The sequence below is a fragment of the Microbacterium sp. NPDC090281 genome (assembly GCF_044769635.1).
Classification (GTDB): domain Bacteria; phylum Actinomycetota; class Actinomycetes; order Actinomycetales; family Microbacteriaceae; genus Microbacterium.
Genome location: NZ_JBIVYH010000001.1, coordinates 766747 through 793120, shown reverse-complemented (window position 1 = coordinate 793120; position 26374 = coordinate 766747). Strand labels below are relative to the sequence as shown.

The 26374-nt window shown below is 68.8% G+C and carries 19 protein-coding genes and 1 pseudogene; 9 read left to right on the top strand and 11 right to left on the bottom strand.

Features of this window, described 5'->3' with window-relative positions; genetic code table 11:
* Nucleotides 1-130 precede the first annotated feature (130 nt).
* The 3 genes from ACIQTX_RS03740 to ACIQTX_RS03730 are packed head-to-tail and all read right to left on the bottom strand — an operon-like array spanning nucleotide 131 to nucleotide 1894.
* Nucleotides 131-766, bottom strand: coding sequence for a dihydrofolate reductase family protein (locus tag ACIQTX_RS03740; RefSeq protein WP_402969054.1), 636 nt, complete (start codon nucleotides 764-766; stop codon nucleotides 131-133).
* Nucleotides 763-1455, bottom strand: a complete 693-nt coding sequence (locus ACIQTX_RS03735; protein ID WP_402969051.1) for a winged helix-turn-helix transcriptional regulator — start codon at nucleotides 1453-1455, stop codon at nucleotides 763-765. Before ACIQTX_RS03735 ends, ACIQTX_RS03740 begins: the two co-directional genes overlap by 4 nt.
* A gap of 1 nt (nucleotide 1456) precedes the next feature.
* On the bottom strand, nucleotides 1457-1894 hold the full coding sequence (locus tag ACIQTX_RS03730; RefSeq protein ID WP_402969048.1) for a VOC family protein: 438 nt from the start codon (nucleotides 1892-1894) through the stop codon (nucleotides 1457-1459).
* A gap of 149 nt (nucleotides 1895-2043) precedes the next feature.
* On the opposite strand from ACIQTX_RS03730, the gene ACIQTX_RS03725 reads away from it, so the two are divergent.
* From ACIQTX_RS03725 to ACIQTX_RS03705, 5 genes are all read left to right on the top strand, one after another.
* Nucleotides 2044-3309 (top strand): sensor histidine kinase, encoded by a 1266-nt coding sequence (locus ACIQTX_RS03725; RefSeq protein ID WP_402969045.1) that lies wholly within the window; start codon nucleotides 2044-2046, stop codon nucleotides 3307-3309.
* Nucleotides 3306-3998: a response regulator gene (locus ACIQTX_RS03720; protein WP_402969042.1), complete on the top strand. Its 693-nt coding sequence runs from the start codon at nucleotides 3306-3308 to the stop codon at nucleotides 3996-3998. Before ACIQTX_RS03725 ends, ACIQTX_RS03720 begins: the two co-directional genes overlap by 4 nt.
* 39 nt (nucleotides 3999-4037) lie before the next feature.
* A complete protein-coding gene (locus ACIQTX_RS03715; protein WP_402969039.1) occupies nucleotides 4038-5210 on the top strand; it encodes a benzoate/H(+) symporter BenE family transporter in 1173 nt (390 codons plus the stop codon).
* 98 nt (nucleotides 5211-5308) lie between these two features.
* Entirely contained in the window at nucleotides 5309-6193 is an 885-nt protein-coding gene (locus tag ACIQTX_RS03710) for an ABC transporter ATP-binding protein (protein ID WP_028500893.1), read from the top strand.
* Nucleotides 6190-7278 carry an ABC transporter permease gene (locus tag ACIQTX_RS03705; RefSeq protein WP_402969036.1) on the top strand — a complete coding sequence of 363 codons (1089 nt, stop codon included), beginning with the start codon at nucleotides 6190-6192 and terminating at the stop codon, nucleotides 7276-7278. Before ACIQTX_RS03710 ends, ACIQTX_RS03705 begins: the two co-directional genes overlap by 4 nt.
* 78 nt (nucleotides 7279-7356) lie before the next feature.
* Here the strand turns inward: ACIQTX_RS03705 and ACIQTX_RS03700 are convergent, their stop codons facing one another.
* On the bottom strand, nucleotides 7357-10827 hold the full coding sequence (locus ACIQTX_RS03700) for a proline dehydrogenase family protein (RefSeq protein WP_402969033.1): 3471 nt from the start codon (nucleotides 10825-10827) through the stop codon (nucleotides 7357-7359).
* Between the two features lie 135 nt (nucleotides 10828-10962).
* Here ACIQTX_RS03700 and ACIQTX_RS03695 point away from each other — a divergent pair, with 135 nt between their 5' ends.
* From ACIQTX_RS03695 to ACIQTX_RS03680, 4 genes and pseudogenes are all read left to right on the top strand, one after another.
* Nucleotides 10963-11871: a LysR substrate-binding domain-containing protein gene (locus ACIQTX_RS03695; RefSeq protein WP_402969030.1), complete on the top strand. Its 909-nt coding sequence runs from the start codon at nucleotides 10963-10965 to the stop codon at nucleotides 11869-11871.
* A gap of 56 nt (nucleotides 11872-11927) precedes the next feature.
* Nucleotides 11928-12821, top strand: a pseudogene (locus ACIQTX_RS03690) (transporter); the annotation flags it as partial.
* 132 nt (nucleotides 12822-12953) lie between these two features.
* Nucleotides 12954-13541: a nitroreductase family protein gene (locus tag ACIQTX_RS03685; protein WP_028501454.1), complete on the top strand. Its 588-nt coding sequence runs from the start codon at nucleotides 12954-12956 to the stop codon at nucleotides 13539-13541.
* Between the two features lie 59 nt (nucleotides 13542-13600).
* Nucleotides 13601-15886 carry an ATP-binding cassette domain-containing protein gene (locus ACIQTX_RS03680; protein WP_402969027.1) on the top strand — a complete coding sequence of 762 codons (2286 nt, stop codon included), beginning with the start codon at nucleotides 13601-13603 and terminating at the stop codon, nucleotides 15884-15886.
* Nucleotides 15887-15921: 35 nt separating this feature from the next.
* Here the strand turns inward: ACIQTX_RS03680 and ACIQTX_RS03675 are convergent, their stop codons facing one another.
* The 7 genes from ACIQTX_RS03675 to ACIQTX_RS03645 all read right to left on the bottom strand — a co-directional run bounded on the left by ACIQTX_RS03675 (nucleotide 15922) and on the right by ACIQTX_RS03645 (nucleotide 26371).
* Entirely contained in the window at nucleotides 15922-17376 is a 1455-nt protein-coding gene (locus ACIQTX_RS03675) for a nucleobase:cation symporter-2 family protein (protein ID WP_402969024.1), read from the bottom strand.
* A 69-nt stretch (nucleotides 17377-17445) separates the two neighbouring features.
* Nucleotides 17446-18813: an 8-oxoguanine deaminase gene (locus ACIQTX_RS03670; RefSeq protein ID WP_402969018.1), complete on the bottom strand. Its 1368-nt coding sequence runs from the start codon at nucleotides 18811-18813 to the stop codon at nucleotides 17446-17448.
* Between the two features lie 235 nt (nucleotides 18814-19048).
* Entirely contained in the window at nucleotides 19049-21256 is a 2208-nt protein-coding gene (locus tag ACIQTX_RS03665; protein WP_402969015.1) for an ATP-dependent Clp protease ATP-binding subunit, read from the bottom strand.
* 139 nt (nucleotides 21257-21395) lie between these two features.
* Nucleotides 21396-22790, bottom strand: coding sequence for an allantoinase AllB (gene allB / locus ACIQTX_RS03660; RefSeq protein WP_402969012.1), 1395 nt, complete (start codon nucleotides 22788-22790; stop codon nucleotides 21396-21398).
* Nucleotides 22791-22849: 59 nt separating this feature from the next.
* The gene (locus ACIQTX_RS03655) at nucleotides 22850-23575 is read right to left on the bottom strand and encodes an aspartate/glutamate racemase family protein (RefSeq protein ID WP_402969009.1); all 726 of its coding nucleotides are present in this window, start codon (nucleotides 23573-23575) and stop codon (nucleotides 22850-22852) included.
* Nucleotides 23576-23592: 17 nt separating this feature from the next.
* Nucleotides 23593-25122 (bottom strand): NCS1 family nucleobase:cation symporter-1, encoded by a 1530-nt coding sequence (locus ACIQTX_RS03650; RefSeq protein WP_402969006.1) that lies wholly within the window; start codon nucleotides 25120-25122, stop codon nucleotides 23593-23595.
* A 112-nt stretch (nucleotides 25123-25234) separates the two neighbouring features.
* Nucleotides 25235-26371: a glycerate kinase gene (locus ACIQTX_RS03645; RefSeq protein WP_402969003.1), complete on the bottom strand. Its 1137-nt coding sequence runs from the start codon at nucleotides 26369-26371 to the stop codon at nucleotides 25235-25237.
* Nucleotides 26372-26374: the final 3 nt, after the last annotated feature.

Sequence of the window (26374 nt, the reverse complement as noted above, 5' to 3'; positions counted from 1 at the left end):
ATTCGGATCGCGAGGGCGGCCCTGCCCTCGTGGCCCCGGCCGGGTGTAGCCCTCGGCACCGTGAGGCCGACGATATCCCCAGGAGACGCGGCGAGGGAACACTCGGGGCGCCGGCGTTACCTGTCTGTGATCACCCGAACGTGCCGACCTCCGGCACCCGATCCGTGCGCCCGTAGCGCAGCAGCGTCACGCCCGCCTCGTCTGTGAGGGGCGGCTCGAGCAACCGCAGCACCGACGGAAGGGCGTTGTCGTCGAAGACCTTCTTCCCGACGCCGAGCAGCAGCGGATACACCCACAGGTTCAGCTCATCGAAGAGCCCCTCGGTGAGCAGCGTGTGGACGAAGTCGATGCTGCCGATCACGTGCACCTCGCGGTGCGCCGCCCGCATCGTGGCGATCTCCGCCGCCAGGTCGGCGCCGACGCGGGTACTGCCGTCCCAATCGAGCGCGAGATCGGCATCCCGCGTCGCCACGTACTTCGGAACCCGGTTGAAGAGCGTGCCGATGTCGCCGGACTCTCCCTCGGTGTGATGCGGCCAGTACGACGCGAAGATGTCGTAGGTGCGCCGCCCGAGCAGCAGCGCATCGAGCCCGCGCATGCCTTTCTCGATCTCGGGGCCGACGCCGGATGAGGGGTATCCGGCCTGCCAGCCGCTGAAGCGGAACCCGCCGGAGGTGTCTTCGTCGGTGCCGCCCGGGCCTTGGGCGACGCCGTCGAGCGAGGTGAAGAGGTCGATCAGGATGCGACCGGATGTGTGGTCGTTCATGTCATACTCCCTACTTTCAGCCGTGCGATGTGGAAGGTGGCGGCGAACGAGTCCAACCACGACTCCTCGCCTCTGACGACGGCGACGATGTCCTGCGCCAGTGCCTCCGCGGGTGTGATGTCACCACCGATCAGCCGGCGGATGCCGGGACCGGCGACGATCACCGCGTCCGGTTCACCTTCGGGGAGACGCCCGCCGACGGGCGGGGCCGGAGGGGCGAGCTGCGCGACGAGGAGTTCGCCGTCACGGACGGAGGCTCGGAGGGCGACGTCGCCGACGTGCAGCTCGTACTCGGCGTCCGCCGCCGCATCCGCCACGAACGCCGTGCGCAGTGCCATCGTGAGCGAGTCGGGGGTGACGACGTCACCCTCCTCCGGGTCTCCCATCGCCTGGAACCCCCAGCGGCCGAGTGCGAGCATGATCGGCTCGAAGGAGCGGCCGTAGGGAGTGAGCTCATAGACGAGGCCGCAGTTCAACAGCGGCACCCGCCTGACGACCCCACCCTCCTGGAGATCTTTCAGACGCGTGGACAGGATGTTGGTCGGAATGCGCGGCAGGCCCTGCTTGAGGTCGGTGTACCGACGCGGCCCGACGAGCAGATCACGGACGATGAGCAGCGCCCACCGTTCCCCGATCAGCTCGACGGCCGTCGTCACACCGCAGTATTGGCCGTAGCTGCGCGCCGCCATGTCAGGCCGACGTGGCGGTATCGGCCACGTGGTCCGGGCCGTTCTCGACGGCCTCGGGGGTCATGTAGAGGAAGCCGAGCGAGTTGCCGTCCGGGTCGTCGAGGTCGCGCGAGTACATGAAGCCGTAGTCCTGTGCGGGCTTCGGCTCTGCACCGCCGGCGGCCAGACCCTTGGCGAGGATCGCGTCGACCTCTTCGCGGGAGTCCTGGCTGAAGGCGACGGACACCTGAGCGACCTCGTTCGGGTCGGCGATCGGCTTGTCGGTGAACGTGGCGAAGAACTCGCGCTTGAGCACCATGAAGTAGATGTCCTCACTCCACACGACGCACGCGGCGTTCTCATCGGTGAACTGCGGGCTGATCTCGCAGCCGAGCGCCGTGTAGAACGCTTTGGCGCGCTCGAGGTCGTTGGTGGGCAGGTTGACGAACACCTTGGTCATGATGACTCCTCCGGAGATGCGAGCCCATCGGTCGGTGAGCTCTTTCGAGACAAGCTTGCAAAAAACAACCACGCTTGTCAATAGCAAGTGAAACCCGATCCCCCGCACGGGGGATGCGGTGTCGACGGCCCTCGACCTACGGTGGAGGGATGCCCGCAGCCCCGTTCATCCGCACGCCGACCGAGCGCGAACGACGCAGCGACATCGCGCTCGCCGCCGTCATGTTCGTGGGGGCCGTGCTGAGCGCCGGGCTCTCCTCGATCGCTGAGGTGTGGGGGAAGGAACAGGCGCCGCTGTGGACCGCACTCGTGTACGCGGTCGTCGTGACCGCACCCCTGGCGGTCCGGCGCCGCTGGCCCGGCACGGTCGCGATCATCGTGGTCGCCGCGTACTTCACGGCGGTGACGATCCGCATCCCGGAGATCTACGTCGGCAACATCGCGATGTTCATCGCCATCTACACGGCAGGCGCCTGGATGAACAACCGCCGTCGCGCGATGATCGTGCGCGTCGGGATCATCGTGAGCATGTTCGTGTGGCTGCTGATCACGATGTACCGCGACGCGATCCGCGAGGCCGACAAGGCGGATGTCATCGCCGGGGCCATGTCGCCGTACGTGGCCTTCATGCTCATCCAGCTGCTGCTGAACGTGCTCTACTTCGGCGGGGCGTACTACTTCGGCGAACGCTCATGGGCGGCAGCCGCGCAGCTCGCGGTGCTCGAACAGCGCACCGCCGAGCTCGAGCGCGAGCGCGAGGTCACCGCTGCCCAGGCCGTCGCCCTCGACCGCGTACGCATCGCCCGTGAGCTGCACGACGTCGTCGCCCATCACGTCTCGGTCATGGGGGTGCAGGCGGGAGCCGCACGTCTCGTGCTCGAGCGCGATCCCGCGGAGTCGGCGCGCATCCTCACCGGGATCGAGGGTTCTGCGCGCGACGCGATCCACGAGCTGCGCCAACTGCTGGAGACCCTGCGCACACCCGGCGGAGAGACGACGGATGCCGCATCCACCCTCGAGCTCGATGACATCGCCGAGCTCGTGGAGGCGTCGACCGAGGCCGGGCTGCCGACCGACTACGCGGTGATCGGGGTGCCGGTGCCGGTGCCGTCCCTCGTCGCCGTGAACCTGTACCGCATCGCGCAGGAGTCGCTGACGAATGCCCGCCGCCACGCGGGCCCCGACGCCACCGCCGACGTCCGCGTGCGCTACGACGACGGCGGGGTCGAGGTCGAGATCGTGAACACCGGACGCCCGGTCGCCCACCTCCGTCCGGGGCTCGGCCAACTGGGGATGCGGGAGCGCGCCGCCGCATCCGGAGGCACCCTCGAGGTGACCTCACGACCATTCGGCGGCCTGCGCGTGCGCGCGCGGGTTCCGCTGGCCGCGGCGACAGGATCGAGGGTGGCCCGATGAGCGACCAGATCCGCGTGCTGCTCGTCGACGACCATGCGCTGCTGCGTGCCGGCTTCCGCATTATCCTCGACACCCAACCCGACATCACCGTGGTCGGAGAGGCGTCGTCGGGCGCGGAAGCCGTGACGCAGGCTTCCGCGCTCCGTCCCGACGTGATCACGATGGACGTGCAGATGCCGGACATGGACGGCATCGAAGCGACCAGGCGCATCGTCGCAGACCCGGCCGTCGGCGCGGCCATCGCGATCGTCACGACCTTCGACCGTGACGATTACCTGTATGAGGCGCTGGATGCCGGTGCCAGCGGATTCCTGCTCAAGAACGCCGGCGCTGAGGATCTGATCGCGGCCGTCCGCGCCCTGGCCGCGGGCGACGGGATGCTGGCCCCCGAGGTGACTCGTCGAGTGCTGGCACGGTTCGCCGCGACACCCGCTCCGCATGCAGCACCCGAGGTGGCGCCGACGACGAACCGCGTGCTCCCGAAGGTCGCGCTCGCCGAGCCGCTCACCGACCGCGAGGCCGAGGTGCTGACGCTGCTCGCCGACGCCAGGAGCAACTCCGAGATCGCGCGGGCGTTGTTCATCGGCGAGGCCACGGTGAAGACGCACGTGTCGCGCATCCTGCAGAAGCTCGGCGCACGCGATCGCGTGCAGGCGGTCGTGCTCGCACACCGCATGGGGCTCGCCTGATCCCGCACCCCACCGCCGCCCCGCGCTAACCTCGGAGCCATGCCCGAAGCCGCGCCCCTGTCCCGCCCGATCCTGGCCGGGGTGGTGACCGCACTCGTCGGGTTCACGAGCTCGTTCGCGGTCGTGCTGACCGGGCTCGACGCGGTCGGGGCGAACACGGCGCAGGCGGCCAGCGGCCTGCTCGCGGTGAGCCTCACTATGGGCCTCGCCTGCGTTGTGCTCGCCTGGCGGTACCGGATGCCGATCACCGTGGCGTGGTCCACTCCCGGCGCCGCTCTCCTCGTGGCGACCGGCACCGTGGAGGGCGGCTGGCCGGCGGCGGTCGGCGCGTTCCTGGTCACGGCCGCACTGATCCTGCTCACCGCCCTGTGGCCGGCCCTCGGCTCCCTGATCGCCCGCATCCCTCCCTCGATAGCGCAGGCGATGCTCGCCGGCGTCCTGCTGCCGCTGTGCCTGGCACCGATCACCGGCATCGTCGCAAACCCGTGGGGCGTGGTGCCGGTCGTGCTGACCTGGCTGGTGTTCGCGCGTTTCGCGCCGCGCTGGGCGGTGCCGTTCGCGTTCATCGCCGCAGCAGTCGTGGTGGCCGTCTCGCTGATCGGCACCGCCGTGCCGTTCGACCCCGCCGTCCTGCTCCCGCGCCTCGAGTTCACGACGCCGACGTTCACTGTCGGCGCGCTGGTGGGTCTCGCCCTGCCGCTGTTCATCGTGACCATGGCCTCGCAGAACGTACCGGGCATCGCGATCATGCGCAGCTTCGGTTACGAGGTGCCCTGGCGTCCGGCGATGCTCGTCACCGGCGTCGGCACCGCGCTCGGAGCGACGGCCGGCGGGCACGCGATCAACCTCGCCGCGATCAGCGCCGCTCTCGCAGCATCCCCCGATGCCGACCCCGACCCGAAGCGACGGTGGGTGGCCGGAGTCTCGACCGGGGTGTCGTACCTCGTACTGGGCGCATTCTCGGCCGCGTTCGTCGCCCTCGTGGTGCTCGCGCCTGCCGCCGTCATTCCGGCCGTCGCCGGTCTCGCCCTGTTCGCGGCGTTCGGCTCGTCGGTGCAGCAGGCGATCGACGACCCGGGCGAACGCATCCCCGCGGTCGTGACCTTCCTGGTGGCCGCATCCGGGATCGCCGTGCTCGGCGTCAGCGCCGCGTTCTGGGCGCTCGTCGCCGGCCTCGTGGTGCGCACCGTGCTGCACGCCGGACGCCGCTGACCCCGCCATCCGCCTGACGGTTGATCCCGGCTGGTCCGCCGTGCGGGGGATGTCCTGGCATACCGGCGCTCCGTAACGTGAGGGGCATGACCACAGGAATGCTCGAACTCTCCGGCATCACCAAGAGCTACGGCTCTCGGCGCGTGCTCGACGACGTGTCCTTCACGGTCGCCCCCGGGCGGCTCACGGGCTTCGTCGGCGGCAACGGCGCCGGCAAGACCACCACGATGCGCATCGTCCTCGGACTGCTGTCCTCGGACGGCGGCCAGGTGAACCTCGATGGTGCTCCGCTCACCGCCGAGGACCGCCGCCGCTTCGGCTACATGCCCGAGGAGCGCGGCCTCTACCCGAAGATGAAGGTGCTCGAGCAGATCGTCTACCTCGCCCGCCTGCACGGCTTCGGCAAACCGGAGGCCACGGAGCGCGCGACCTCCCTGCTCACCGAGCTCGGTCTCGGCGAACGGCTGAACGACACGATCGAGTCGCTCTCGCTCGGCAACCAGCAGCGCGCGCAGATCGCCGCCTCGCTCGTGCACGACCCCGAGGTGCTCATCCTCGACGAGCCGTTCTCCGGACTCGACCCGCTCGCGGTCGACGTTGTCGCCGGCGTTCTGCAGTCCAGCGCCGCGAAGGGCGCATCGATCCTGTTCTCCTCCCACCAGCTCGATGTGGTCGAGCGCCTGTGTGACGACCTCGTCATCCTCGCCGGCGGCACGATCCGCGCCTCGGGCTCGCGGGAGAAGCTGCGTGCCGAGCACGCCCGCGACCGCTACGAGCTCGTCTCGGCCGGAGACGCCGGCTGGCTGCGCACCGAACCCGGGGTGACGGTCGTCGACTTCGAGGGCGGCTACGCCCTGTTCGATGCAGACGGCCCTGAGACGGCGCAGCGAGTGCTGCAGTCCGCGGTGCAGCGTGGCGATGTCGCCAGCTTCGCCCCCAAGCATCCGTCCCTCGCCCAGATCTTCAAGGAGGTCATCCAGTGAGCACCCCCGCCCCCGTTCGCAGTTCGAACGGCATCTGGCTCGTCGCCGAGCGCGAGATCGGCTCGAAGCTGCGCAGCAAGGCCTTCCTGATCTCCACCGGCATCCTGCTGGTGCTCGCCCTCGCCGGCATCATCCTCGGTGGCTTCGCGAGCAAGAACACCGACACGATGCCGGTCGCCGCGACCGCGCAGACCGCTGCCGCCGTCTCGGCCATCCCCGGCGTCGAGGTCACCGAGGTGGCCGACCAGGCCGCCGCCGAGAAGCTCGTGCGCGACGACAAGGTCGACGCCGCGGTACTGGAGGGCGACGGGCCGTCGGGTTACACGATCATCGCGCTGCAGGATGCTCCCAGCTCGCTCACCGCTGCGCTCTCGGTGTCGCCCGAGGTGGTCATCCTGGAGCCGGTGACCACCAACCCGGCACTGCGGTACTTCATCGCGATCGCGTTCGGGCTGGTCTTCATGATGGCCGCGGCGACTTTCGGCGGCACGATCGCGCAGAGCGTCGTGGAGGAGAAGCAGACCCGTGTGGTCGAGGTGCTGCTGTCGGCGATCCCGGCGCGCACACTGCTCGCCGGCAAGGTCATCGGCAACACGGTGCTGGCGATGGGCCAGATCCTGGCTCTCGCGGCGGTGGCCACGATCGGGCTGATCGTCACGGGTCAACGCGAGGTGCTCACGACGCTCGGGGCACCGATCATCTGGTTCGCGGTGTTCTTCCTGTTCGGGTTCATCCTGCTGGCGGCGATGTTCGCGGCCGCGGCGTCGATGGTGTCGCGTCAGGAGGACATCGGTTCGACGACCACCCCGATCACGATGCTGATCATGGCCCCGTACATCTTGGTCATCGTCTTCAACGACAACCCGCTGGTGCTGACGATCATGTCGTACGTGCCGTTCTCGGCTCCGGTCGGCATGCCGATGCGCCTGTTCGTCGGCGAGGCGCAGTGGTGGGAGCCGCTGCTCAGCCTCGTGATCCTGCTCCTGAGCTGTGTGGCGGCGATCGTCATCGGCGCGAAGATCTACGAGAACTCGCTGCTGCGCATGGGCTCGCGGGTCAAGCTCTCCGAGGCGCTGCGCGGCTGACACCGCGCATCGAGAAAGCCCCCTGCTCCGCATCGCGCGGGGCAGGGGGCTTCTCTCCTGTCGGCGAAGAGCCTCGGGTCAGATCACGCCGTCGGCGAGGGTGGTCGGGTTGCCGAAGCGGTGGTTCGTGATCGACACGGCCTGCTCGTGCAGGAACGGCAGCATCTCGACCCGGCCGGCACCGGTCACGGCGTGCGACCAGACCGCGACATCGGGGCTTCCGTCGAGCGCCTCGTGCAGAGCCGCGGCGTCGCCACCGACCAGACGCACGCGGTGCCAGGAGTTCGCCGCCTTGGCGTAGCGCTTGGTCCACGCGGCGTCCGACTCGTGCTTCACCGTCACGCCGTGCGCCCGCAGCGCCTTCTCGACGCGCGAGGGCAGGGCCGGAGCCGACACCGTGAACGGGCTGCCGCTGCGCAGGGCGGCGGCGAGCACACGGATGCCGTCCACCAGCGGGGCTTCGTCTGCGATGCGCACGTCGACCGCGACCGGGCGGTAGCGGAAGAGGTTGCGCTCGACCCCGAGTCCGGACTTGTCGCTCACCGCGCCGAACTCGTCGACCCAGGCGCGCTCGTCGGATGCGGCGGCGCGGTGCAGCCAGTCAGACTCGGCCGCGTCGACTTCGGCTGCGGCAGCATCCAGCAGTGCACCGACCGCGGGTACGACGGCCGCGTCGGGAGCGGCGACCGGAAGGTCCGACGGCGTCCACTCACCGAGACCGAAGAGGTAGTTCGGGCCTCCGGCCTTGGCGCCCGCTCCGACGGCCGAACGCTTCCAGCCGCCGAACGGCTGACGCTGCACGATCGCGCCCGTGATGCCGCGGTTCACGTACAGGTTGCCGGCCTCGACGCGGTCGAGCCAGGTGGCGACCTCGTCGGAGTCGAGCGAGTGGATGCCGGCGGTGAGGCCGTAGTCGACCGCGTTCTGCAGGCGCAGGGCCTCATCGAGGTCCTTGGCGTGCATGATGCCGAGCACCGGGCCGAAGAACTCGGTCAGGTGGAAGTACGAGCCCTCGCGCACACCGGTCTTCACGCCCGGCGTCCATTGCTTCCCGTCCTCGTCGAGCTTGCGCGGCTTCACCAGCCAGCGCTCGCCCTTCTCCAGCTTCGTGAGCGCGGTGAGCAGCTTGCCGTTCGCGGGCTCGATGATCGGACCCATCTGGGTGGCAGGGTCGTCGGGCAGACCGATGCGCATCGAGGTCACGGCATCCACCAGCTGACGCTCGAACCGCTTCGAGTCGGCGACCGACCCGACGAGGATGGCGAGCGACGCCGCGGAGCACTTCTGCCCCGCGTGCCCGAACGCGCTGCGGGCCACATCGGCGGCGGCGAGGTCGAGGTCCGCGGAGGGGGTCACGATGATCGCGTTCTTGCCGCTGGTCTCGGCGAGCAGCGGCAGGTCGGAGCGGAACGAGCGGAACAGCTGTGCCGTCTCGTACGCACCCGTGAGGATCACGCGGTCCACCGCGGGACCGGCGACCAGACGCGTGCCGAGGTCGCGCGACGCGAGGTCGACGAGCGCGAGCAGGTCGCGCGGCACACCGGCGGCCCACAGCGCCTCGATCATCACGGCGCCGCAGCGCTGCGTGAGCTTGGCGGGCTTGATGATCACCGCGGAGCCCGAGGCCAGGCCCGCGAGCACACCGCCGGCGGGGATGGCGACCGGGAAGTTCCACGGCGGAGTGACCACGGTGACCTTCGACGGCACGAACTCGGCACCCGAGACGGTCTCGAGGTCCTTCGCGCGCTCGGCGTAGTAGTGCGCGAAGTCGATGGCCTCGCTGATCTCGGGGTCGGCCTCGGCGATGGTCTTGCCCGCCTCGTGGGCCATGATCTCGATGAGCTGACCACGACGTGCGGCGAGCTCGTCTCCGGCTCGGTGCAGCACGGCGGCGCGGTCGGCGGCCGGCAGCGCCGCCCACTTCTCGGCCGCGGCGGTCGCTGCGGTGAAGATGCCGTCGAGTTCGGCATCCGTCTCGACCTTGGCCAGCGCGATGCTGTCGAGGCCGAGCGTCGATCCGACCGAGCGGCCGAGGATCTCGCGACCCCACGCGCGGTTCGCGGCGATGGCCGGGTCGGTGTCGGCCTGGTTCTCGAAGCCCGTGGTCGTGCCGGCCGGCACTGCAGCGGTACGGTCCTGCACGCGGTGGGCCGCCGGGACGTATTGCGGCTCATCGGTCGCGAGCGCGGCGAGCGAGCGCTCGAAGCGCTCCCGCTCCCGGGTGAGGAGCGTCGGGTTCGAGGCGAGCTCGAACACCGCCGACATGAAGTTCTCCGGGCTGGCGTTCTCTTCGAGGCGGCGCACGAGGTACGCGATCGCCACGTCGAACTCGGCCGGGTTCACGACCGGTGTGTACAGCAGCAGACGGCCGACGTCCTTGCGGACTGCCTCGGCCTGGCCGGTCGCCATGCCCAGCAGCATCTCGTACTCGACGAGGGGGTCGGCGCCCGTGGGGTCGGCCACCCCGCGCGCCTCGGCGAGCAGCCAGGTGTAGGCGATGTCGAACAGGTTGTGGCCCGCGACGCCGATGCGCACGGCATCCAGTCGCTCCGGCGTCATCGCCCAGTCGAGCACCCGCTTGTAGTTGGTGTCGGCGTCCTGCTTGGTGCCGTAGGTGGCGAGCGGCCAGCCGTGGATCGCGGCGTCGACCTCTTCCATCGCCAGGTTCGCGCCCTTGACGACGCGCACCTTGATCGGCGCTCCGCCCTTCGCGCGGCGGGCGGCCGCCCACTCCTGCAGATGCTGCATGGCGCCGAGGGCGTCGGGCAGGTAGGCCTGCAGCACGATGCCGGCTTCGAGGTTCTCCAGCCCCGGCTGGTCGAGGATGCTCGTGAAGGCCGCGATCGTCAGGTCGAGGTCGCGGTACTCCTCCATGTCGAGGTTGATGAACTTGGCCTTGCCCTTGGCTTCGGCCTTGGCGGCAAGCTCGTAGAGCGGGGTGAGCTTCTCGACGACATCGGCCACGGCCTCATCGAACGACCACATCGACAGCTGGCTGACGACGCTGGAGACCTTGATCGACACGTAGTCGACGTCGTCGCGGGCGAGGAAGTCTCGGGTGCCCTGCAGACGGTGTCCTGCTTCGCGCTCGCCGAGCACGGCCTCGCCGAGAAGGTTGAGGTTCAGGCGGTTGCCACTCTTGCGCAGCTTCGCGATCGCGGGGCCGAGCTTGGAAGGTGTGGCGTCCAGCACGAGGTGTCCGACCATCGCGCGCAGCACGCGGCGCGAGATCGGCACGACGACACCGGGGAGCTTCGGCGCCCAGAAGCCGCCTGTCTTGATCGCGGCGCGCAGGTAGCCGGGCAGCAGCGCCGGGGTGATGTCGCTCAGCTCGGCGAGCTTGCGGCCGGCGACGCGCAGGTCTTCCGGACGCATCACGCCGTCGACGAAGCCGACCGTGAACGCGAGTCCGTTCGGGTCCTTGAGCACCTCGGACAGGCGCTGGGCGGCAGGCTCGACGGGGTGCGTCTCGCTCTCGACGAGCCAGCGCTGCACCAGGGCGGCGACGTCTTCGGTGCGGGGGGTGGTGGTGTCGGCGGCGACAGGCATCGGTGGGACCTTCCAAGAGAGCGCACACCGGGGTTTCGTGTGCGGGCTGGTTCATTGTCCTGCCGCTCGGTAGGCTCCGTCTATCAACCGATTTGCGTGGATTCTGTTCACTCAAGCTGAACGAAGGATGCCGCCGTGCTGGACGTGAACCGACTGCGGATGCTCGTGGAGCTCTCGCGCCGTGGAACGCTGTCGGCCGTGGCCGATGCCCTGTCCTACAGCAAGGCCTCGGTGTCGCAGCAGCTGAGCGCTCTGGAGCGCGACGTGGGCGTGCCGCTGCTGCGTCGAGTGGGGCGCGGGGTGCAGCTCACACCGCAGGGAAACGTGCTGGTCGCCGAGGCCATCGGCATCCTCGATCAGCTCGAGCACGCCGAGGTCGCGGTCGCCGAATCGCTCACCGAGGTGACGGGCACCGTGCGCATCGCGGTGTTCCAGTCGACGGCGCACTCGCTCCTCCCCCGGGGGCTCGAAGCCCTCAAAGACCGACATCCGGCTCTGCGGGTCGAGGTCACCGAGTGCGACCCGGAGACCGGACTGGTCGGGGTGTCCAGCCGCGACTTCGACCTGATCCTCGCCGAGCAGTACCCCGGCCGCACGCGCCCGATCCACGCCGACCTCGACCGGGTGGTGCTCGCGCACGACGCGATCGCCCTCGCCCGACGCCCCGGAGCCCCCAGGCATGCGGATGCCCTCGCGGAGCTGTGGTCGACCCGCGAAGAGCCGTGGGTGCTCGAACCCGCCGGCACCGCATCTCGCGCCTGGGCCGAGCAGCTCTGCCGCACCGCGGGGTTCGAACCCGACGTGCGCTTCGAGATCGCCGACCTCACCGCCCACGTGCGACTGATCCACGCCGGGCTCGCCGTCGGGCTGCTGCCGGAGCTCGTGTGGGCGGGCGACACCCCGACCGTCGACCTGGCGCCGCTCCCCCATGAGCCGCGGCGCGAGATCTTCTCCTCCGCGCGGCGGGTGTCGGCCGACGCCCCGTCGATCCGCGCGGTGCGCAGCGCACTCGCCGACGCCGCATCGCACAACCTCCCGGTCTGAACCCGGCCGCACTCCCCTGCCGTAACATGTGAAGTGTTACCACGAGGAGCGATGCCATGCAGAACTGCCCCGGCAGCATCGACCGGGTCCCCCTGAACACCTTCGCGATCGCTCTGGGCATCACCGGAGTCGCCTCGACCTGGTCTGCGATGACCGCCGTCGCCGCCATCCCGCCCCAGCTCGCCCAGGTCTTCTGGGCCCTCTCGGCCGTGGCGACGGTCTGGCTGCTCGCCGCTCACGCGGTCAGAGGAGGCCGCAGCGGGAAGCCGCTGCGGGATCAGTTGCGCGATCCCGTCCAAGGGCCGCTCGCCGTCATCGTGCCACTGGTCGGGATGCTCATCGGCGCCGATGTCGCATCCTGGCTCCCCGCCGTCGGGGCGACCATCGCGATCGCGTCGATGATCGCCACGGCCGGGTACTCCGGCTGGCTCGTGAGCACCTGGATGACCGGGCGGATCGAGCTCGGCACCCTCCACGGCGGCTACATCCTGCCGACGGTCGCCGGCGGATTCATCACCGCGAGTACCGCTGACGCGCTCGGTCTGCACGGGCTCGGCTGGGCGGCCTTCGGCGTCGGATGCCTGTTCTGGGTGATCATGACCACCCTGCTGATCGTGCGCATGGTCAGTCGTCCGCCACTGCCGGCCGCGCTCGCCCCGACCCTCGCCGTGCTCATGGCCCCGCCTGCGGTCGGAGGCCTCGCACTTTTCGCCCTGACCGATCAGGTCGCCTCGCCGTCATCGTTCGCCTTCGCTGGCGTCGCGGCGATCCTCGTCATCGCGCAGCTCGCCGCCCTCCCCCGTTACCGCCGCCTCCCCTTCACCCTGGGATTCTGGTCCTTCACATTCCCGGTCGCGGCCGTCGCGACCTACGCCATCGTCTGGCTCGACGTCGCGCACACGCCGTCGGCCGGGGTGCTCGCGATCATCCTCGCCCTCGGCGTGACGCTGTTCGTGGGGGCGATCAGAATCTGCTCGCTGGCGAGACATCCGGCCATCCGGGAATATGCATGCACATGCATCTGTTTGTTCCCCTGTACCCGGACGAAGGAGTCCGATCCACTCCTTCCGAAAGGCACTTCTGTGAGCACTCCCGTGATCGACCGCACCGCACCGACCGAGCACCCCGTCCTCGACGTCCTCGCCGGCCGCTGGAGCCCCCGCGCCTTCGACGCGCAGAACTCGATCGACGAGGCCAAGCTCGCCACCGCCCTCGAGGCCGCGCGCTGGAGCCCCTCCGCCAGCAACTCCCAGCCCTGGCGCTTCATCGTCGCCCGTCGCGGCACCGCGCTGCACGCGCAGGTCGTCGACGCGCTGATGGGCTTCAACCAGGCGTGGGCCGGCAATGCGGCCGTACTCGTCGTCGCGGTCGCCGAGACCACCGACGCCTCCGGCACCCCGATCACGCACGCGCTCTACGACCTCGGTCAGGCCGTCGCGCACTTCTCCGTCCAGGCCCACCACGACGGCCTGCTCGTGCACCAGATGAGCGGCTTCGACCCCGAGGTGGTCCGCGAGTTCGCCGACCTCGAGCCGCGCTTCGTGCCCTTCACGGTCTTCGCCGTCGGCGAGTTCGGCGACATCGAGGCCCTGCCCGAGGTGCTGCAGGAGCGCGAGGTCGCCCCGCGCGTGCGTCGTCCGATCGCTGAGACGGTCATCCTCAGCGCCTGACCCACGCTCTCTCCGAACGGGGCCTCCGGATTGTCCGGGGGCCCCGTTAGCGTGTGCGGATGGACCTTCTCCGCATCACGGGTGCGCGGACGAACAACCTCCGCGACGTCTCCGTCGACGTTCCCAAGAAGCTGCTGACCGTCTTCACCGGCGTCTCCGGCTCCGGCAAATCCTCCCTCGTGCTCGACACGATCGCCGCCGAGGCGCAGCGGCTCGTCAACGACTCCTACTCGACCTTCATCCGCGCGCGACTGCCGCAGATGCCGGCGCCCGACGTGCAGGCGATGGACGGCCTGACCTTCACGGTGCTCATCGACCAGCGCCGGTTCACGGGCAACGCGCGCTCGACCGTGGCGACCGCGACCGACCTGGCCTCCCTCGTGCGCCTCGTGTTCTCGCGCGTCGGCGAACCCTCGGCCGGTTACTCCCCCGCCTACTCGTTCAACGATCCATCCGGCATGTGTCCGACCTGCGAGGGGCTCGGCACGGTGTACGACATCGACATCGACGCGCTGATCGATCCCGAGAAGAACATCGACGAGGGACCGGTGCGGTTCAGCCTGTTCCGTCCGGGTGTGTACCGGTGGAAGCGCTTCGCGTACTGCGGGCTGTTCGACCGCGAGAAGCCGCTCAAGGACTACACGGCCGAGGAGATGGAGCAGTTCCTCTACGCCGACAAGCTCAAGCTCGACGACCCCGATCCGCGGTTCCCGCAGAGCGCCCGCTTCGACGGGGTGATCACGCGGATGCGCGACGTCTTCCTCAAGCAGCGCCCGGTGAAGATGTCGGCCTCGGTGCGCGAAGAGCTCGACCGACTGGTCACCCACCACACGTGCCCGGACTGCCACGGCGCGCGGGTGAACGCGGCCGCACGGGCGAGCCTCATCGACGGACGCTCGATCGTGGACTGGATGCACATGCCGGTGGCCGAGCTGCACGCGCTGCTCGACGAGTTCGACGACCCTCGAGTGGCACCGGCGGTCGGGGGCATCCGTCACGTGCTCGATGCCCTGCTCTCGGTCGGCCTCGGCTACCTCACGCTCGACCGCGAGTCGGCCAGCCTGTCCGGCGGCGAGGCCCAGCGCGTCAAGATCGTGCGCCACCTCGGCAGCGCCCTCACCGACGTCACCTATGTCTTCGACGAGCCCAGCACCGGATTGCACCCCGCCGACATCCAGCGGCTCGTGGCCCTGCTGCAGCGGCTGCGCGATGCAGGCAACACGATCCTCGTCGTCGAGCACCACCCGCAGGTGATCGCCGTCGCAGACCACGTCGTCGACCTCGGACCCGGGGCGGGTTCCGCCGGCGGGATCGTGCAGTTCGAAGGAGCACCGGCAGCACTTCGCCACAGCGACACCCTCACCGGACGACTGCTCGCCGAGCCGCTGCGGCTCGCCACATCGGTGCGACCGGCCAGCGGGAGCGTCACGGTGAAGAATGCGCGATCGCACAACCTCCGCGGTTTCGACGTCGACATCCCGCTCGGTGTGCTCACCGCCGTCACGGGAGTCGCCGGTTCGGGCAAGAGCTCCTTCGCGACGGCTGAGCTGCCACGCCAGCACCCGGAGTTCACCGTCGTCGGGCAGGATCCGCTGCGCGGCGGCGCCCGGTCGACGACGCTGAGCATCCTGCGCATCGCCGACACCGTACGTGAGGTGTTCGCCGCAGCATCCGGCCTCGACGCATCGTGGTTCAGCTTCAACTCCCGCGGGGCCTGCCCCACCTGCCGCGGACGGGGACACATCACGACCGAGCTCGCGTTCCTCGACGACGTCTCCCTCCCGTGCGACGCCTGTGGCGGACTGCGCTTCAACCCGACCGCGCTCGGGGTGCAGGTCGACGGCGCATCGATCGCCGATGTGCTGGCCTCCACTCCCGCCGAGGTCAGCGCGCTCTTCGCCACGCATGCCGATGTCGTGTCGGCCCTCGACTGGGTGCAGCGCACCGGCCTGAGCTACATCCCGGTCGGACGCTCGCTCGACACCCTCTCCGGCGGCGAGAAACAGCGGCTGCTGCTGGCCCGACACCTCAGCGACCCGCAGCGCGACCGGGCAGACCTCATCGTCCTCGACGAGCCGACCTCGGGCCTTCACCCCGACGATGTCGACACCATCAACCGTCTCTTCGACGATCTGCTCGACGAGGGCACGACCCTGGTCGTCGTCGAGCACAACCTGCGGGTGGTCGCCCGCGCCGATCACATCGTCGACATCGGCCCCGGCGCCGGGTCGGAGGGAGGCCGCCTCATCTTCACTGGCACGCCGGCGGAGATCGTGCATGACGAGCGATCACTCACCGGCACGGCCCTCGCCGCAGCTTCTGCAGCTCGCCCCACCCAGCGCTGATCCTCGTATGGCCGACCTCCCCCGCGCGCTCAGCGTCAGGAGTGCTCCGCCTTCACCTCGTTGCCGTGCTTGTCGACGATCTTGCCGTCGACGATCGAGTCGCCGTCTTCGAACGCATCGAGGTAGGCCACCGGGATGTTCCGGGTCGGTGCCGCGGCGAACACAGAGGCATCCTTTCCGGGCTTCTTCCCGAGGTGGTTGAACAGCAGGTTGAGCAGGATCGCGGTGACCGCGGCAGAGCTGATCCCCGAGTGGAAGATCGTCGTGAACCAGGCCGGCATCTGGTCGTAGATGGTGGGGGCGGCGATCGGGAGCATGCCGATTCCGATCGCCGAGGCCACGATGATCAGGTTCATGTTGCCGCGATAGTCGACCTTGGCGAGCGTGCGGATACCGCTCGCGGCGACGCTGCCGAACAGCACGATCCCGGCACCGCCGAGTACCGGTGCGGGCACGGCGGCGACCACACGGCCGAGCACCGGAAGCAGTCCCAGAACGACCAGCACCACACCACCGGCAGTTACGACGAACCGGCTCTTCACGCCGGTGATAGCGACCAGACCCACGTTCTGCGCGAAGGCCGACTGCGTGAACGAGCCGAACACGGGCGAGACGGCGCTGGAGAGCATGTCAGCCCTGAGCCCCGCGGCGATACGCTTCGAGTCGACCTTCGTGCCCACGATCTCGCCGACCGCGAGGATGTCGGCGGTCGTCTCGGTGAGCGTCACCAGGATCACGATGAACATCGAGATGATGGCGGCGATCTCGAACGTCGGCATCCCGAACGCGAAGGGGCTGGGCAGCGCGAAGATCGGCCCCTCGCCCACCGCGCTGAAGTCGACCCTCCCGAGGAGCGCGGCGATGACGGTGCCCACAACGATCGCCAGCAGGATCGACAGCCGCGAGATCACACCGATGCCGACCTTGCTGAGTGCCAGCACGATCAGGAAGGTGATGCCGGCGAGCAGCAGGTTCTCCGGAGCACCGTAGTCCGGCGCGCTGCTGTTCCCGCCCATCGCCCAGCCGGCGGCGACGGGCAGCAGTGTCAGACCGATCGTGGTGATCACCGCTCCCGTGACAACGGGAGGGAAGAACCGGATGATCGTCGCGAACACGGGCGCGATCAGCAGACCGATCACGGACGCGACGATCACGGAGCCGAAGATGGCCGGCAGCCCGCCCCCGCTGGTCACGATGGCCCCCATGGTCGCCACTCCGGCGAAGGAGACGCCCTGCACGAGCGGGAGCTGCGACCCGAAGAAGGGGATGCCGACGGTCTGCAGGATCGTGGCGAGCCCGCCCATGAACAGGCAGGCCGTGATGAGGACGCCGATCTCGGAGCCGTTGAGTCCGGCCATGGAGCCGATGATGAGCGGTGGCGCGATGATGCCGCCGTACATCGTGAGCACGTGCTGGATCCCGTAGGCGATGGTGACCCCGAGCGGCAGGCGCTCGTCTTCGGGGCGTGCTGCACTCTTGTTCTTGTTCATTTCGACCTCTTCGTCGTTATGGGTGGGTTCGCCGTCTGGGGCGTGGATTGCGTTCAGGGTGGATTGCGTTCAGGAGTGTCTGGCGAGGAGCTTCCGTGCGGCCTCGCTGTGGTGGGCGATGAGTTGAGCGACGTCGAGTCCGACGATCTGGCCATCGAGCACACGCCACCGACCGCCGACCATCACCTTGTCGGCGCGCTCGGCGCCGCACAGGAGAAGGGCGGCGACCGGATCGTGGCTTCCGGAGAACCGCAACTCGTTGAGGGTGAACATCGCGAGGTCGGCCTGCTTGCCGGGTGCGAGCACACCGATGTCGCCGCGTCCGAGCGCGCGTGCCGAGCCTGCGGTGGCCCAGCTCAGTGCCCGCTCGGGCGTGACGGCGGCGGCACCGTAGCGCAGCCGCTGCAGGTAGAGCGCCTGGCGCACTTCCTGGATCATGTTCGAGCCGTCGTTCGAGGCCGACCCGTCGACTCCGAGGCCGACCGGCGCTCCGGCCGCCTCGAGTTCGAGCGTGCGCGCGATGCCCGAGGCGAGGCGCATGTTCGAGGTCGCGCAGTGCGAGACTGAGGTGCCCGCAGCCCCCAGACGCACGATCTCGGCATCGTCGAAGTGGATGCCGTGCGCGAGCCAGGTGCGGTCCGACAGCCAGCCGACGCTCTCGAGGTAGTCGACCGTGCGCAGACCGAACATCTCGCGGCAGAAGTCCTCTTCGTCCAGGGTCTCCGCGAGGTGGGTGTGCAGGCGCACATCCAGCTGTTCGGCGAGAGCCGCGGTGTCGCGCATCATGCCGGTGGTCACCGAGAACGGTGAGCACGGCGCGAGGCCGATCTGCACGAAGGCACCGTCGCCGCGCTCGTGATACGTGCTGATGAGTCGCTCGCTGTCGGCGAGGATCACCTCCGGATCCTGCACGGTGCGCTGCGGCGGGAGTCCACCGTCTTCCTCTCCGAGCGACATGGAACCGCGCGTGAGCGTGGCGCGCATGCCGAGCCGGCGCACGACGTCGACCTGCACGTCGATGCCGTCTTCGAGGCCCTCCGGGAAGAGGTAGTGGTGGTCCGCGGCAGTGGTGCAGCCCGACAGCAGGAGTTCGGCGAGTGCCGCCGTCGTCGCGAGTTCGAGATCGCGCGGCGTGAGGCCGGCCCACACGCCATACAGGCCCTTGAGCCAGGGGAAGAGCTCAGCGCTGACGACCGGCGTCCAGGCGCGGGTGAGCGTCTGGTAGAAGTGGTGGTGCGTGTTGATCAGGCCCGGGATGACGACGTGCCGCGAAGCGTCGACGACCTCGTCGACGGGCTCGGCGGGAGCGCCGCCGGCAGGGATCAGCTCCGCGATGCGATCACCGGCGATCACGAGACCGCCCGCGGCATCCGCGTCCGTTCCCGTGTAGATCCCGAGGGGGTTCTTCACCCACACCCTGGCGGTGCGCTGCGACATGACGAGACTCCTGTCCATACGAGTGGAGTCGAGGGCCGACCCCACAGGGGGCCAGCTCAGTGTTTTCCTGTCTGCTGATCCAGGATCCCCGCCATCGGGGTGTACCCAGGTCTACCATCGGGACGGAGTGTCGTCAACGATTAATTTCACATGACGAAGGGATGCTTCCGCATCTCGGAAGCATCCCTTCGCGTTTCTGCTGATCTGCTGTTCTGCTGATCTGCTGATCTGCGACTCAGTCGAGAAGCTCGGCTTCGATCACGTCGTCATCGTCGACCTCGGGTTCCGGCGTCGCCGAGGTGAGGACGAGGCCCGTGCCGTCGGCGGCCATGTCGACGCGGACGGAGTCGCCGTCGTGCACGCCACCCGAGAGCAGCGCGGTGGCCAGCTTGTTCTGTACCTCGCTCTGGATGAGGCGACGCAGCGGACGGGCACCGAACATCGGGTCGTAGCCGCGCGCGGCCAGCCACGACCGGGCGTCAGGGGTGACCGCGAGCGTGAGCCGGCGATCCTTCAGACGCTTGTGAAGCTGGTCGATCGAGAGCTCGACGATCTGCGCGAGGTCGTCTTCACTCAGGGCCGAGAACATCACGATGTCATCGAGTCGGTTCAGGAACTCCGGGCGGAACGCCTGGCGCACGAGAGCCATGACCTGGTCGCGCTTCTCATCGGGTGCGAGCAGCGGGTCGATGAGGATCGGCGAGCCCAGGTTCGACGTGAGGATGAGGATCACGTTCGTGAAGTCGACCGTGCGCCCCTGTCCGTCGGTCAGACGACCGTCGTCGAGCACCTGCAGCAGCACGTCGAACACCTCGGGGTGCGCCTTCTCGACCTCGTCGAGCAGGATGACGCTGTACGGGCGACGCCGCACGGCCTCGGTCAGCTGACCGCCCTGCTCGTAGCCGACGTACCCGGGAGGGGCCCCGACGAGTCGGGACACCGAGTGCTTCTCGCCGTACTCCGACATGTCGATGCGCACCATGGCGTGCTCATCGTCGAACAGGAACTCCGCGAGCGCCTTGGCGAGCTCGGTCTTGCCGACACCCGTCGGCCCGAGGAACAGGAACGAACCGGTCGGACGACCGGGGTCGCTGATGCCGGCCCGTGAGCGTCGGACGGCATCCGACACGGCCTTCACGGCATCCTTCTGCCCGATCAGGCGCTTGCCGAGCTCGTTCTCCAGGTGCAGCAGCTTCTCGCTCTCGCCCTGCAGCAGCCGCCCGACGGGGATGCCGGTCCACGCGGCGATCACGGCGGCGATGTCTTCGTCGGTGACCTGCTCGTTGACCATGCGGGGTTCGTCGCGCGTCGCGGCCTCCGCCTCCTCAGCCTCGGCGATGTCGCGCTCCAGGCGCTTGATGGTCTCGTACTCCAGCTTCGAGGCCTTCGTGTAGTCGGCGTTGCGCATGGCGAGGTCGCGCTGAGTGATGGCGTCGTCGAGCTGCTTCTTCAGGTCGCCGACCCGGTTCAGTCCCTGACGCTCACGCGCCCAGCGCGCCTCGAGTTCGGCGAGCTGGCGCTCCATGCCGACGAGCTGCTCGCGCAGAGCGCCGAGGCGCTCCTTCGACGCGGCATCCTTCTCGCGCTTGAGCGCGAGCTCTTCGAGCTTCATCCGGTCGACCTGGCGCTTGAGCTGGTCGATCTCCACCGGTGAGGAATCGATCTCCATCTTGAGCCGGGACATCGACTCGTCGACCAGGTCGATGGCCTTGTCCGGCAACTGACGGGAGGGGAGGTACCGATCCGACAGTGCGGCAGCTGCGACGAGGGCGCTGTCCGAGATCGTGACACCGTGGTGGGCCTCATAGCGCCCCTTGAGTCCGCGGAGGATCGCGATCGTGTCCTCGACCGTGGGCTCGCCGACATAGACCTGCTGGAAGCGGCGCTCGAGAGCAGCATCCTTCTCGATGAACTCGCGGTATTCGTTGAGGGTGGTCGCACCGATCAGCCGCAGTTCACCGCGGGCCAGCATGGGCTTGAGCATGTTGGATGCCGCGACCGAACCTTCGCCGCCGCCCGCGCCCATCAGCACATGCAGCTCGTCGATGAAGGTGATGACCTGCCCGTCGGACTCGGTGATCTCCTTGAGCACCTGCTTCAGCCGCTCTTCGAACTGCCCGCGATACATGGCGCCGGCCACGAGGGCGGAGATGTCGAGCGTGACCAGCTCCTTACCCTTCAGGGATTCGGCGACGTCACCCGCGACGATGCGCTGGGCGAGGCCCTCGACGACCGCGGTCTTGCCGACGCCGGGCTCACCGATCAGCACGGGGTTGTTCTTCGTGCGGCGGGTGAGCACCTGGCTGACGCGCCGGATCTCGCTGTCGCGTCCGATCACGGGGTCGAGCTTGCCCTGGCGCGCACGATCGGTGAGGTTGATGCCGAACTGCTCGAGGGCGGACTGCTGGTCTTGATTCTGGGAACCGGTCTGCGGGTTGGTCATGCGCTCCTCCTTGGAGATGCTCCTTCTGGTCTCTCTCACGCCCTCAGCGAAGGGCGTGAGATGAAAGTTGAGTGGTTATGACTCAAGTTTACCAAAAGAAGGCCGACCAGACCAGCGTAGGCCCGCGGCAGGAGATGCGTCAGTCGGTCATGCCCCGACGCAGCAGACGGCCGCGCGGGGTCTCGAAGTCGATCACCTCACCGTGCAGCCAGGTCGTGCGCACCACGCCCGCGAGCGCCTTGCCGTGGTAGGGCGTGAGCGGGTTCTTGTGATGCAGCTTGGCGACGTCGACCACGTAGGCATCGTCGGCGGCGAACACCGAGAAGTCGGCGTCGTAGCCCGGAGCTATACGCCCCTTCCCGGTGAGCCCGGCGAACTGCGCCGGCTTCTCGCTCATCCACGCCACGACGGTCTCGAGCGCGAGGCCGCGCTGACGGGCCTCGGTCCAGATCAGCGACAGTCCGAGCTGCAGCGAGGCGACCCCGCCCCACGCCACCGCGAAGTCGCCGTTCTCGAGGTCCTTGAGGTCGAGCGTCGACGGAGAGTGGTCCGACACGATGAAGTCGATCGTGCCGTCCTCGAGCCCCTCCCACAGCTGCTCGCGGTTGCCGGCCTCGCGGATGGGTGGGCAGCACTTGAACTGCGTGGCGCCGTGCGGGATCTCCTCCGCCGTGAGCGTCAGGTAGTGCGGGCAGGTCTCGACCGTGAGCTTGAGCCCGTCGTTCTTCGCCGAGCGCAGCATCGGAAGGGCGTCAGACGACGAGAGGTGCAGGATGTGTGCGCGTCCGCCGGTCCACCTGGCGCGCTCGATGACCTCGGCGATCGCCAGGTTCTCGGCACCGCGGGGGCGGGAGGCGAGGAACTTGCTGTAGTCGTCACCTTCGGGCTGTGGTGCCCGGTCGATGGCGCGAGAGTCCTCGGCGTGCACGATCATCACGGAATCGAAGTTCTTCAGCTCGCGCATGTTCTCTTCGAGCTCGTCGGCGTTCAGCGGCGGGAACTCATCGACGCCGGAGTGCAGCAGGAAGCTCTTGAACCCGAAGACCCCCGCATCGTGCAGCGGCCGCAGGTCGGCCGTGTTGCCTGGCACCGCGCCGCCCCAGAAGCCCACGTCCACATGGGTCTGCCCCTGCGCGGCCTCGCGCTTGATGTTCAGCGCCTCGACGTTCACGGTCGGGGGGATGCTGTTCAGCGGCATGTCGACGATCGTGGTCACGCCTCCGGCGGCCGCGGCACGGGTGGCGGAGGCGAAGCCCTCCCATTCCGTGCGCCCCGGCTCGTTGACGTGCACGTGCGTGTCGACGAGCCCGGGGATCAGCGTCTCGTCGTCGGCCAGCTCGATGATCTCCGTGCCGTCGAGGTTGTTGCCCAACGGCTGCATCGCGACGATGACACCGCCTCGGACACCGACCTCGCGCGGGCGGATCCCCGCCGACGTCAGCACGCGCTCACCACGGATCACCAGGTCGTAGTGCTCGCCCGTCGGGTCGAGCGATACTGCTCCTGCGTCCTCGTGTCCGGTCTCCTGCGACATGTCGCTTCCCTTCTGCCGCCGACCATGCCGGCGGTGTCTCTGTATCGATGATGCGCGCCTCAGCGCGCGGTGGGTCCGAATCCGGTGATCCGCTTCGGACGCGGCGGCGCATAGGTACGCACCTTCGAGGTGCGAAGACCGAGCCGCACGAGCCCTTCCGCTACGGCGACGGCGGCCTGGACGCCGTCGACCACCGGGACACCGCACAACTCGACGACGCGGTCCTTGAGCTCCGCCATGCCGCCGCACCCGAGCACGATGACCTCGGCGCGGTCGACCTCGACGGCGCGCTGCGCTTCGGCGGCGATCGCCTCGATCGCGCGCTCCGGGTCGGACTCGAGTTCGAGCACACCGAGACCGGAGGAGCGCACCGAAGCACATCGGTCGTGGAGGCCGGCGAGGATCAGACGGTCCTCGATCAGCGGCACGGTTCGGTCGAGGGTGGTGACGACGGAGTACGAGCGTCCGAGATACATGGCGGTGGATGCTGCGGCCTCGGTGATGTCGACGACCGGTACGGTGAGCAGCTCCTGCAGCCCTTCGCGTCCGTGCTCGCCGTACCCGGCCTGGATCACGGCGTCGTACTCGCCCTCGTACCGGATGACCTTGTCCATCACGGCGATCGCGGCGAGGTAGCTCTCGAAGTTGCCCTCGCACGACTCGGCGCCGAAGTCGGGGGTGAGCCCGACGATCTCGGTGCCGGGCGAGGCGACCGCGCGGGCGGCTTCGGCGATGCCCTCGGTCATCGTCTCGGTGGTGTTCACGTTCGCGACGAGGATGCGCATGTCGGGGTGTCTTCCTCTCAGTGGGCGGGGGTCACGGCGATGTCGCCGGCCTCGACGTCGTGGAACGGTCCTCGCCGGTCGGCGATCACGCCGTAGACGATCGCCGCGAGACCAGCCGCGAAGAACCAGGAGAAGTCGCGTACCGATTCGAACAGTGGCAGGAAGGTGAACAGCAACGAGATGCCCCCGGACACCACCAGGGCGATGATCGCGCGCGGATTGAAGCCGCGGGAGTACGCGTACTCCGAGACCGGGGAGGTCGAGTAGAGCGCCGGCACGTTGATCTGCTGCTTCTTGATGATCCAGTAGTCGACCATGATGATGCCGAAGAGCGGACCGAGCAGGGCACCGAGACCGCCGAGGAACACGTTGATGACGATCGGTGAGTTGTAGAGGTTCCACGGCGTGATGACGAGGCCGATCACTGCCGACAGGATCGCCGCCTTGCGGAAGTTCAGGTGCCGCGGCAGCAGGTTCGTGAACGCGTAGGTCGGGGCGACGAAGTTGGCCATCAGGTTCACCGCGACGGTCAGGGCGATCAGGGCGAGCGAGGCCAGCACCAGCAGGAAGGTGTTCGGGATGGCCGCGACGACGTCGGCCGGGGAGGAGATGACCTGCCCGGCGATCTCGAACGTGCCGCCCGCGAGGACCACGACGATGACCCCGAAGAACAGCATGTTGATCGGGATGCCCCAGAAGTTGCCGCGGACGATCGCCTTGCGCGACTTCGCTCCACGGGTGAAGTCGCAGAAGTTCAGCACGAACGTGCCGTAGATCGCGACCCAGAGGGAGGCGGCGCCGAGCATCTTCAGCCAGAGCTCTCCACCCTCAGCAGTGCCCTGCGGTGCCCAGTTGATCTGGAAGCCGCTCTGCACGAGCACCCACACGGCGAGCACCACGAAGGTGCCGAGGATGACGGGTCCGGCGAACGCCTCGTACTTGCGGATCATCTCCATGCCGTAGCTGACGATGACGACCTGCACGACCCAGAGCACCAGGAACGTGATCCAGCCGAGGGCGGAGAGGCCGAGAAAGGATCCGGCCTGGAGGGATGCTGCGCCAGGCGCGATCGCGATGATGACGACCTGCAGCACCTGGGCCGCGAGGAACGTCTGCACGCCGAACCAGGCGATGGCGACGATGCCGCGCAGGAGTCCGGGGATCTGCGCGCCGTGCACGCCGAAGGCGATGCGACTCATGACGGGGAACGGGACGCCCGTCTTCTCCCCCATGAAGCCGGAGAGCGTGAGCAGGAGGAACAGGAACAGTGCGCCGAAGGCGAGAGCGCCCAGGATCGCACCGCCGCTGAGCCCGAGGGCGAACAGACCGATCGCGAACGCGTAGTTGCCGAGGCTGTGCACATCGTTGGCCCACAGGGCGAAGATGCTGTACGCGCCCCAGTGCCGGCCCTCACGGGTCGTCGGGGCGAGATCGCTGTTGTACAGGCGGGGGCTGATGCCGGCCTGCACGGCGATGGTGATCGAGGGTGCTTCGTCGAGGCCTTCGGATGCCCGACTCGGAACGTGGACGTACTCTTCGGTGGACATCGATGCCCTTCCTTGACAGCTCTGTCAGGTAAGAAGATGTTCGGGTAGGTGATTCCGTATTGTGGAATCTAGTTTTCAACTACAGAAATTTCATCACACTGCGCCCAGCCTGTCAATGGGCCGAGGTGCGCGGGCGGGTGAGATCGTGGGCGAGCTGCACCCCGATCTCGACGAGCAGGGCCTTCGCGTTCGCGATGCTCGACGCCGGATCGGGTTCGAGCGCGCTGAGCGCGTAGACATCGCGGAAGCCGGCATCCTGCGCCTGCGCTTCCGAGAGCGTCGTTCGTCCGCACACGGCCACCACCGGCACCCCGGCCGCGCGCGCCGCGGCAGCCACCCCCAGTGGCGTCTTGCCGCCCAGGCTCTGGTCGTCGAGACTGCCCTCGCCGGTGATCACGAGGTCCGCACCGACCAGGCGGTCGACGAGACCGGTGAGGCGCTGCACCACATCGATGCCGGGTTCGCGCGAGGCGCCGAGCACCGCGAGAGCGGCGTAACCGACACCTCCCGCGGCTCCCGCGCCGGGCGAATCCGCCGACCGGCGCACACCGGGCTGCACCTCGAGCACCTCGGCGAAGCGGGTGAGGGCCGCCTCGAGGGCGGCGACATCGTCGGCGCTCGCCCCCTTCTGCGGTGCGAACACCGCAGCGGCCCCCCGGTCTCCCAGGAGAGGATTGTCGACGTCGCTCGCCAGCACGATCGACGCTGTGGCCAGGCGCGGGTCGAGGCCCGACACATCGGCCGACACCAGATCGATCAGCGCGGCACCACCCGCCGCCACCGAACCGTGGGACGTCTGCAGCGAGACGCCGAGCGCCTGCAGCATGCCAGCTCCTCCATCGGTGTTGGCGCTGCCACCGACGCCGAGCACGATCCTCGTGCAGCCGCGATCGAGCGCGGCCGAGATCAGCTCCCCCGCCCCACGGCTGGTCGCGGTCAGTGGCGCCTTCTGCCCGTTCGGGAGGAGGTCGAGCCCGCTGGCCGCGGCCATCTCGATGATGGCCTCGGCACCCCGCACGGCGAACCGGGCGGAGACGGGATCACCGACGGGGCCGGTGACCTCGACGGTCACGGGCTCGAATCCGCTCGCGACGGCCGCATCGACAGTGCCCTCACCGCCATCGGCGACGGGAACCGCCTCGACGACGGCATCCGGGATCACGCTCCGGATGCCGTCACCGAGCGACGCCGCCACCTCGGCTCCGGTCGCGGAGCCCTTGAACTTGTCCGAGGCGATCAGGATGCGCATGAA

Coding starts and splice junctions, on each gene's coding strand:
- ACIQTX_RS03725 (WP_402969045.1), top strand. CDS start 2,044: ATGCCCGCAGCCCCGTTCATCCGCACGCCGACCGAGCGCGAACGACGC.
- ACIQTX_RS03740 (WP_402969054.1), bottom strand. CDS start 766: ATGAACGACCACACATCCGGTCGCATCCTGATCGACCTCTTCACCTCG.
- allB (WP_402969012.1), bottom strand. CDS start 22,790: ATGTCGCAGGAGACCGGACACGAGGACGCAGGAGCAGTATCGCTCGAC.
- ACIQTX_RS03670 (WP_402969018.1), bottom strand. CDS start 18,813: ATGTCGCAGCGCACCGCCAGGGTGTGGGTGAAGAACCCCCTCGGGATC.
- ACIQTX_RS03720 (WP_402969042.1), top strand. CDS start 3,306: ATGAGCGACCAGATCCGCGTGCTGCTCGTCGACGACCATGCGCTGCTG.
- ACIQTX_RS03735 (WP_402969051.1), bottom strand. CDS start 1,455: ATGGCGGCGCGCAGCTACGGCCAATACTGCGGTGTGACGACGGCCGTC.
- ACIQTX_RS03675 (WP_402969024.1), bottom strand. CDS start 17,376: ATGAACAAGAACAAGAGTGCAGCACGCCCCGAAGACGAGCGCCTGCCG.
- ACIQTX_RS03710 (WP_028500893.1), top strand. CDS start 5,309: ATGCTCGAACTCTCCGGCATCACCAAGAGCTACGGCTCTCGGCGCGTG.
- ACIQTX_RS03665 (WP_402969015.1), bottom strand. CDS start 21,256: ATGACCAACCCGCAGACCGGTTCCCAGAATCAAGACCAGCAGTCCGCC.
- ACIQTX_RS03700 (WP_402969033.1), bottom strand. CDS start 10,827: ATGCCTGTCGCCGCCGACACCACCACCCCCCGCACCGAAGACGTCGCC.
- ACIQTX_RS03645 (WP_402969003.1), bottom strand. CDS start 26,371: ATGCGCATCCTGATCGCCTCGGACAAGTTCAAGGGCTCCGCGACCGGA.
- ACIQTX_RS03680 (WP_402969027.1), top strand. CDS start 13,601: ATGGACCTTCTCCGCATCACGGGTGCGCGGACGAACAACCTCCGCGAC.
- ACIQTX_RS03650 (WP_402969006.1), bottom strand. CDS start 25,122: ATGTCCACCGAAGAGTACGTCCACGTTCCGAGTCGGGCATCCGAAGGC.
- ACIQTX_RS03715 (WP_402969039.1), top strand. CDS start 4,038: ATGCCCGAAGCCGCGCCCCTGTCCCGCCCGATCCTGGCCGGGGTGGTG.
- ACIQTX_RS03730 (WP_402969048.1), bottom strand. CDS start 1,894: ATGACCAAGGTGTTCGTCAACCTGCCCACCAACGACCTCGAGCGCGCC.
- ACIQTX_RS03655 (WP_402969009.1), bottom strand. CDS start 23,575: ATGCGCATCCTCGTCGCGAACGTGAACACCACCGAGACGATGACCGAG.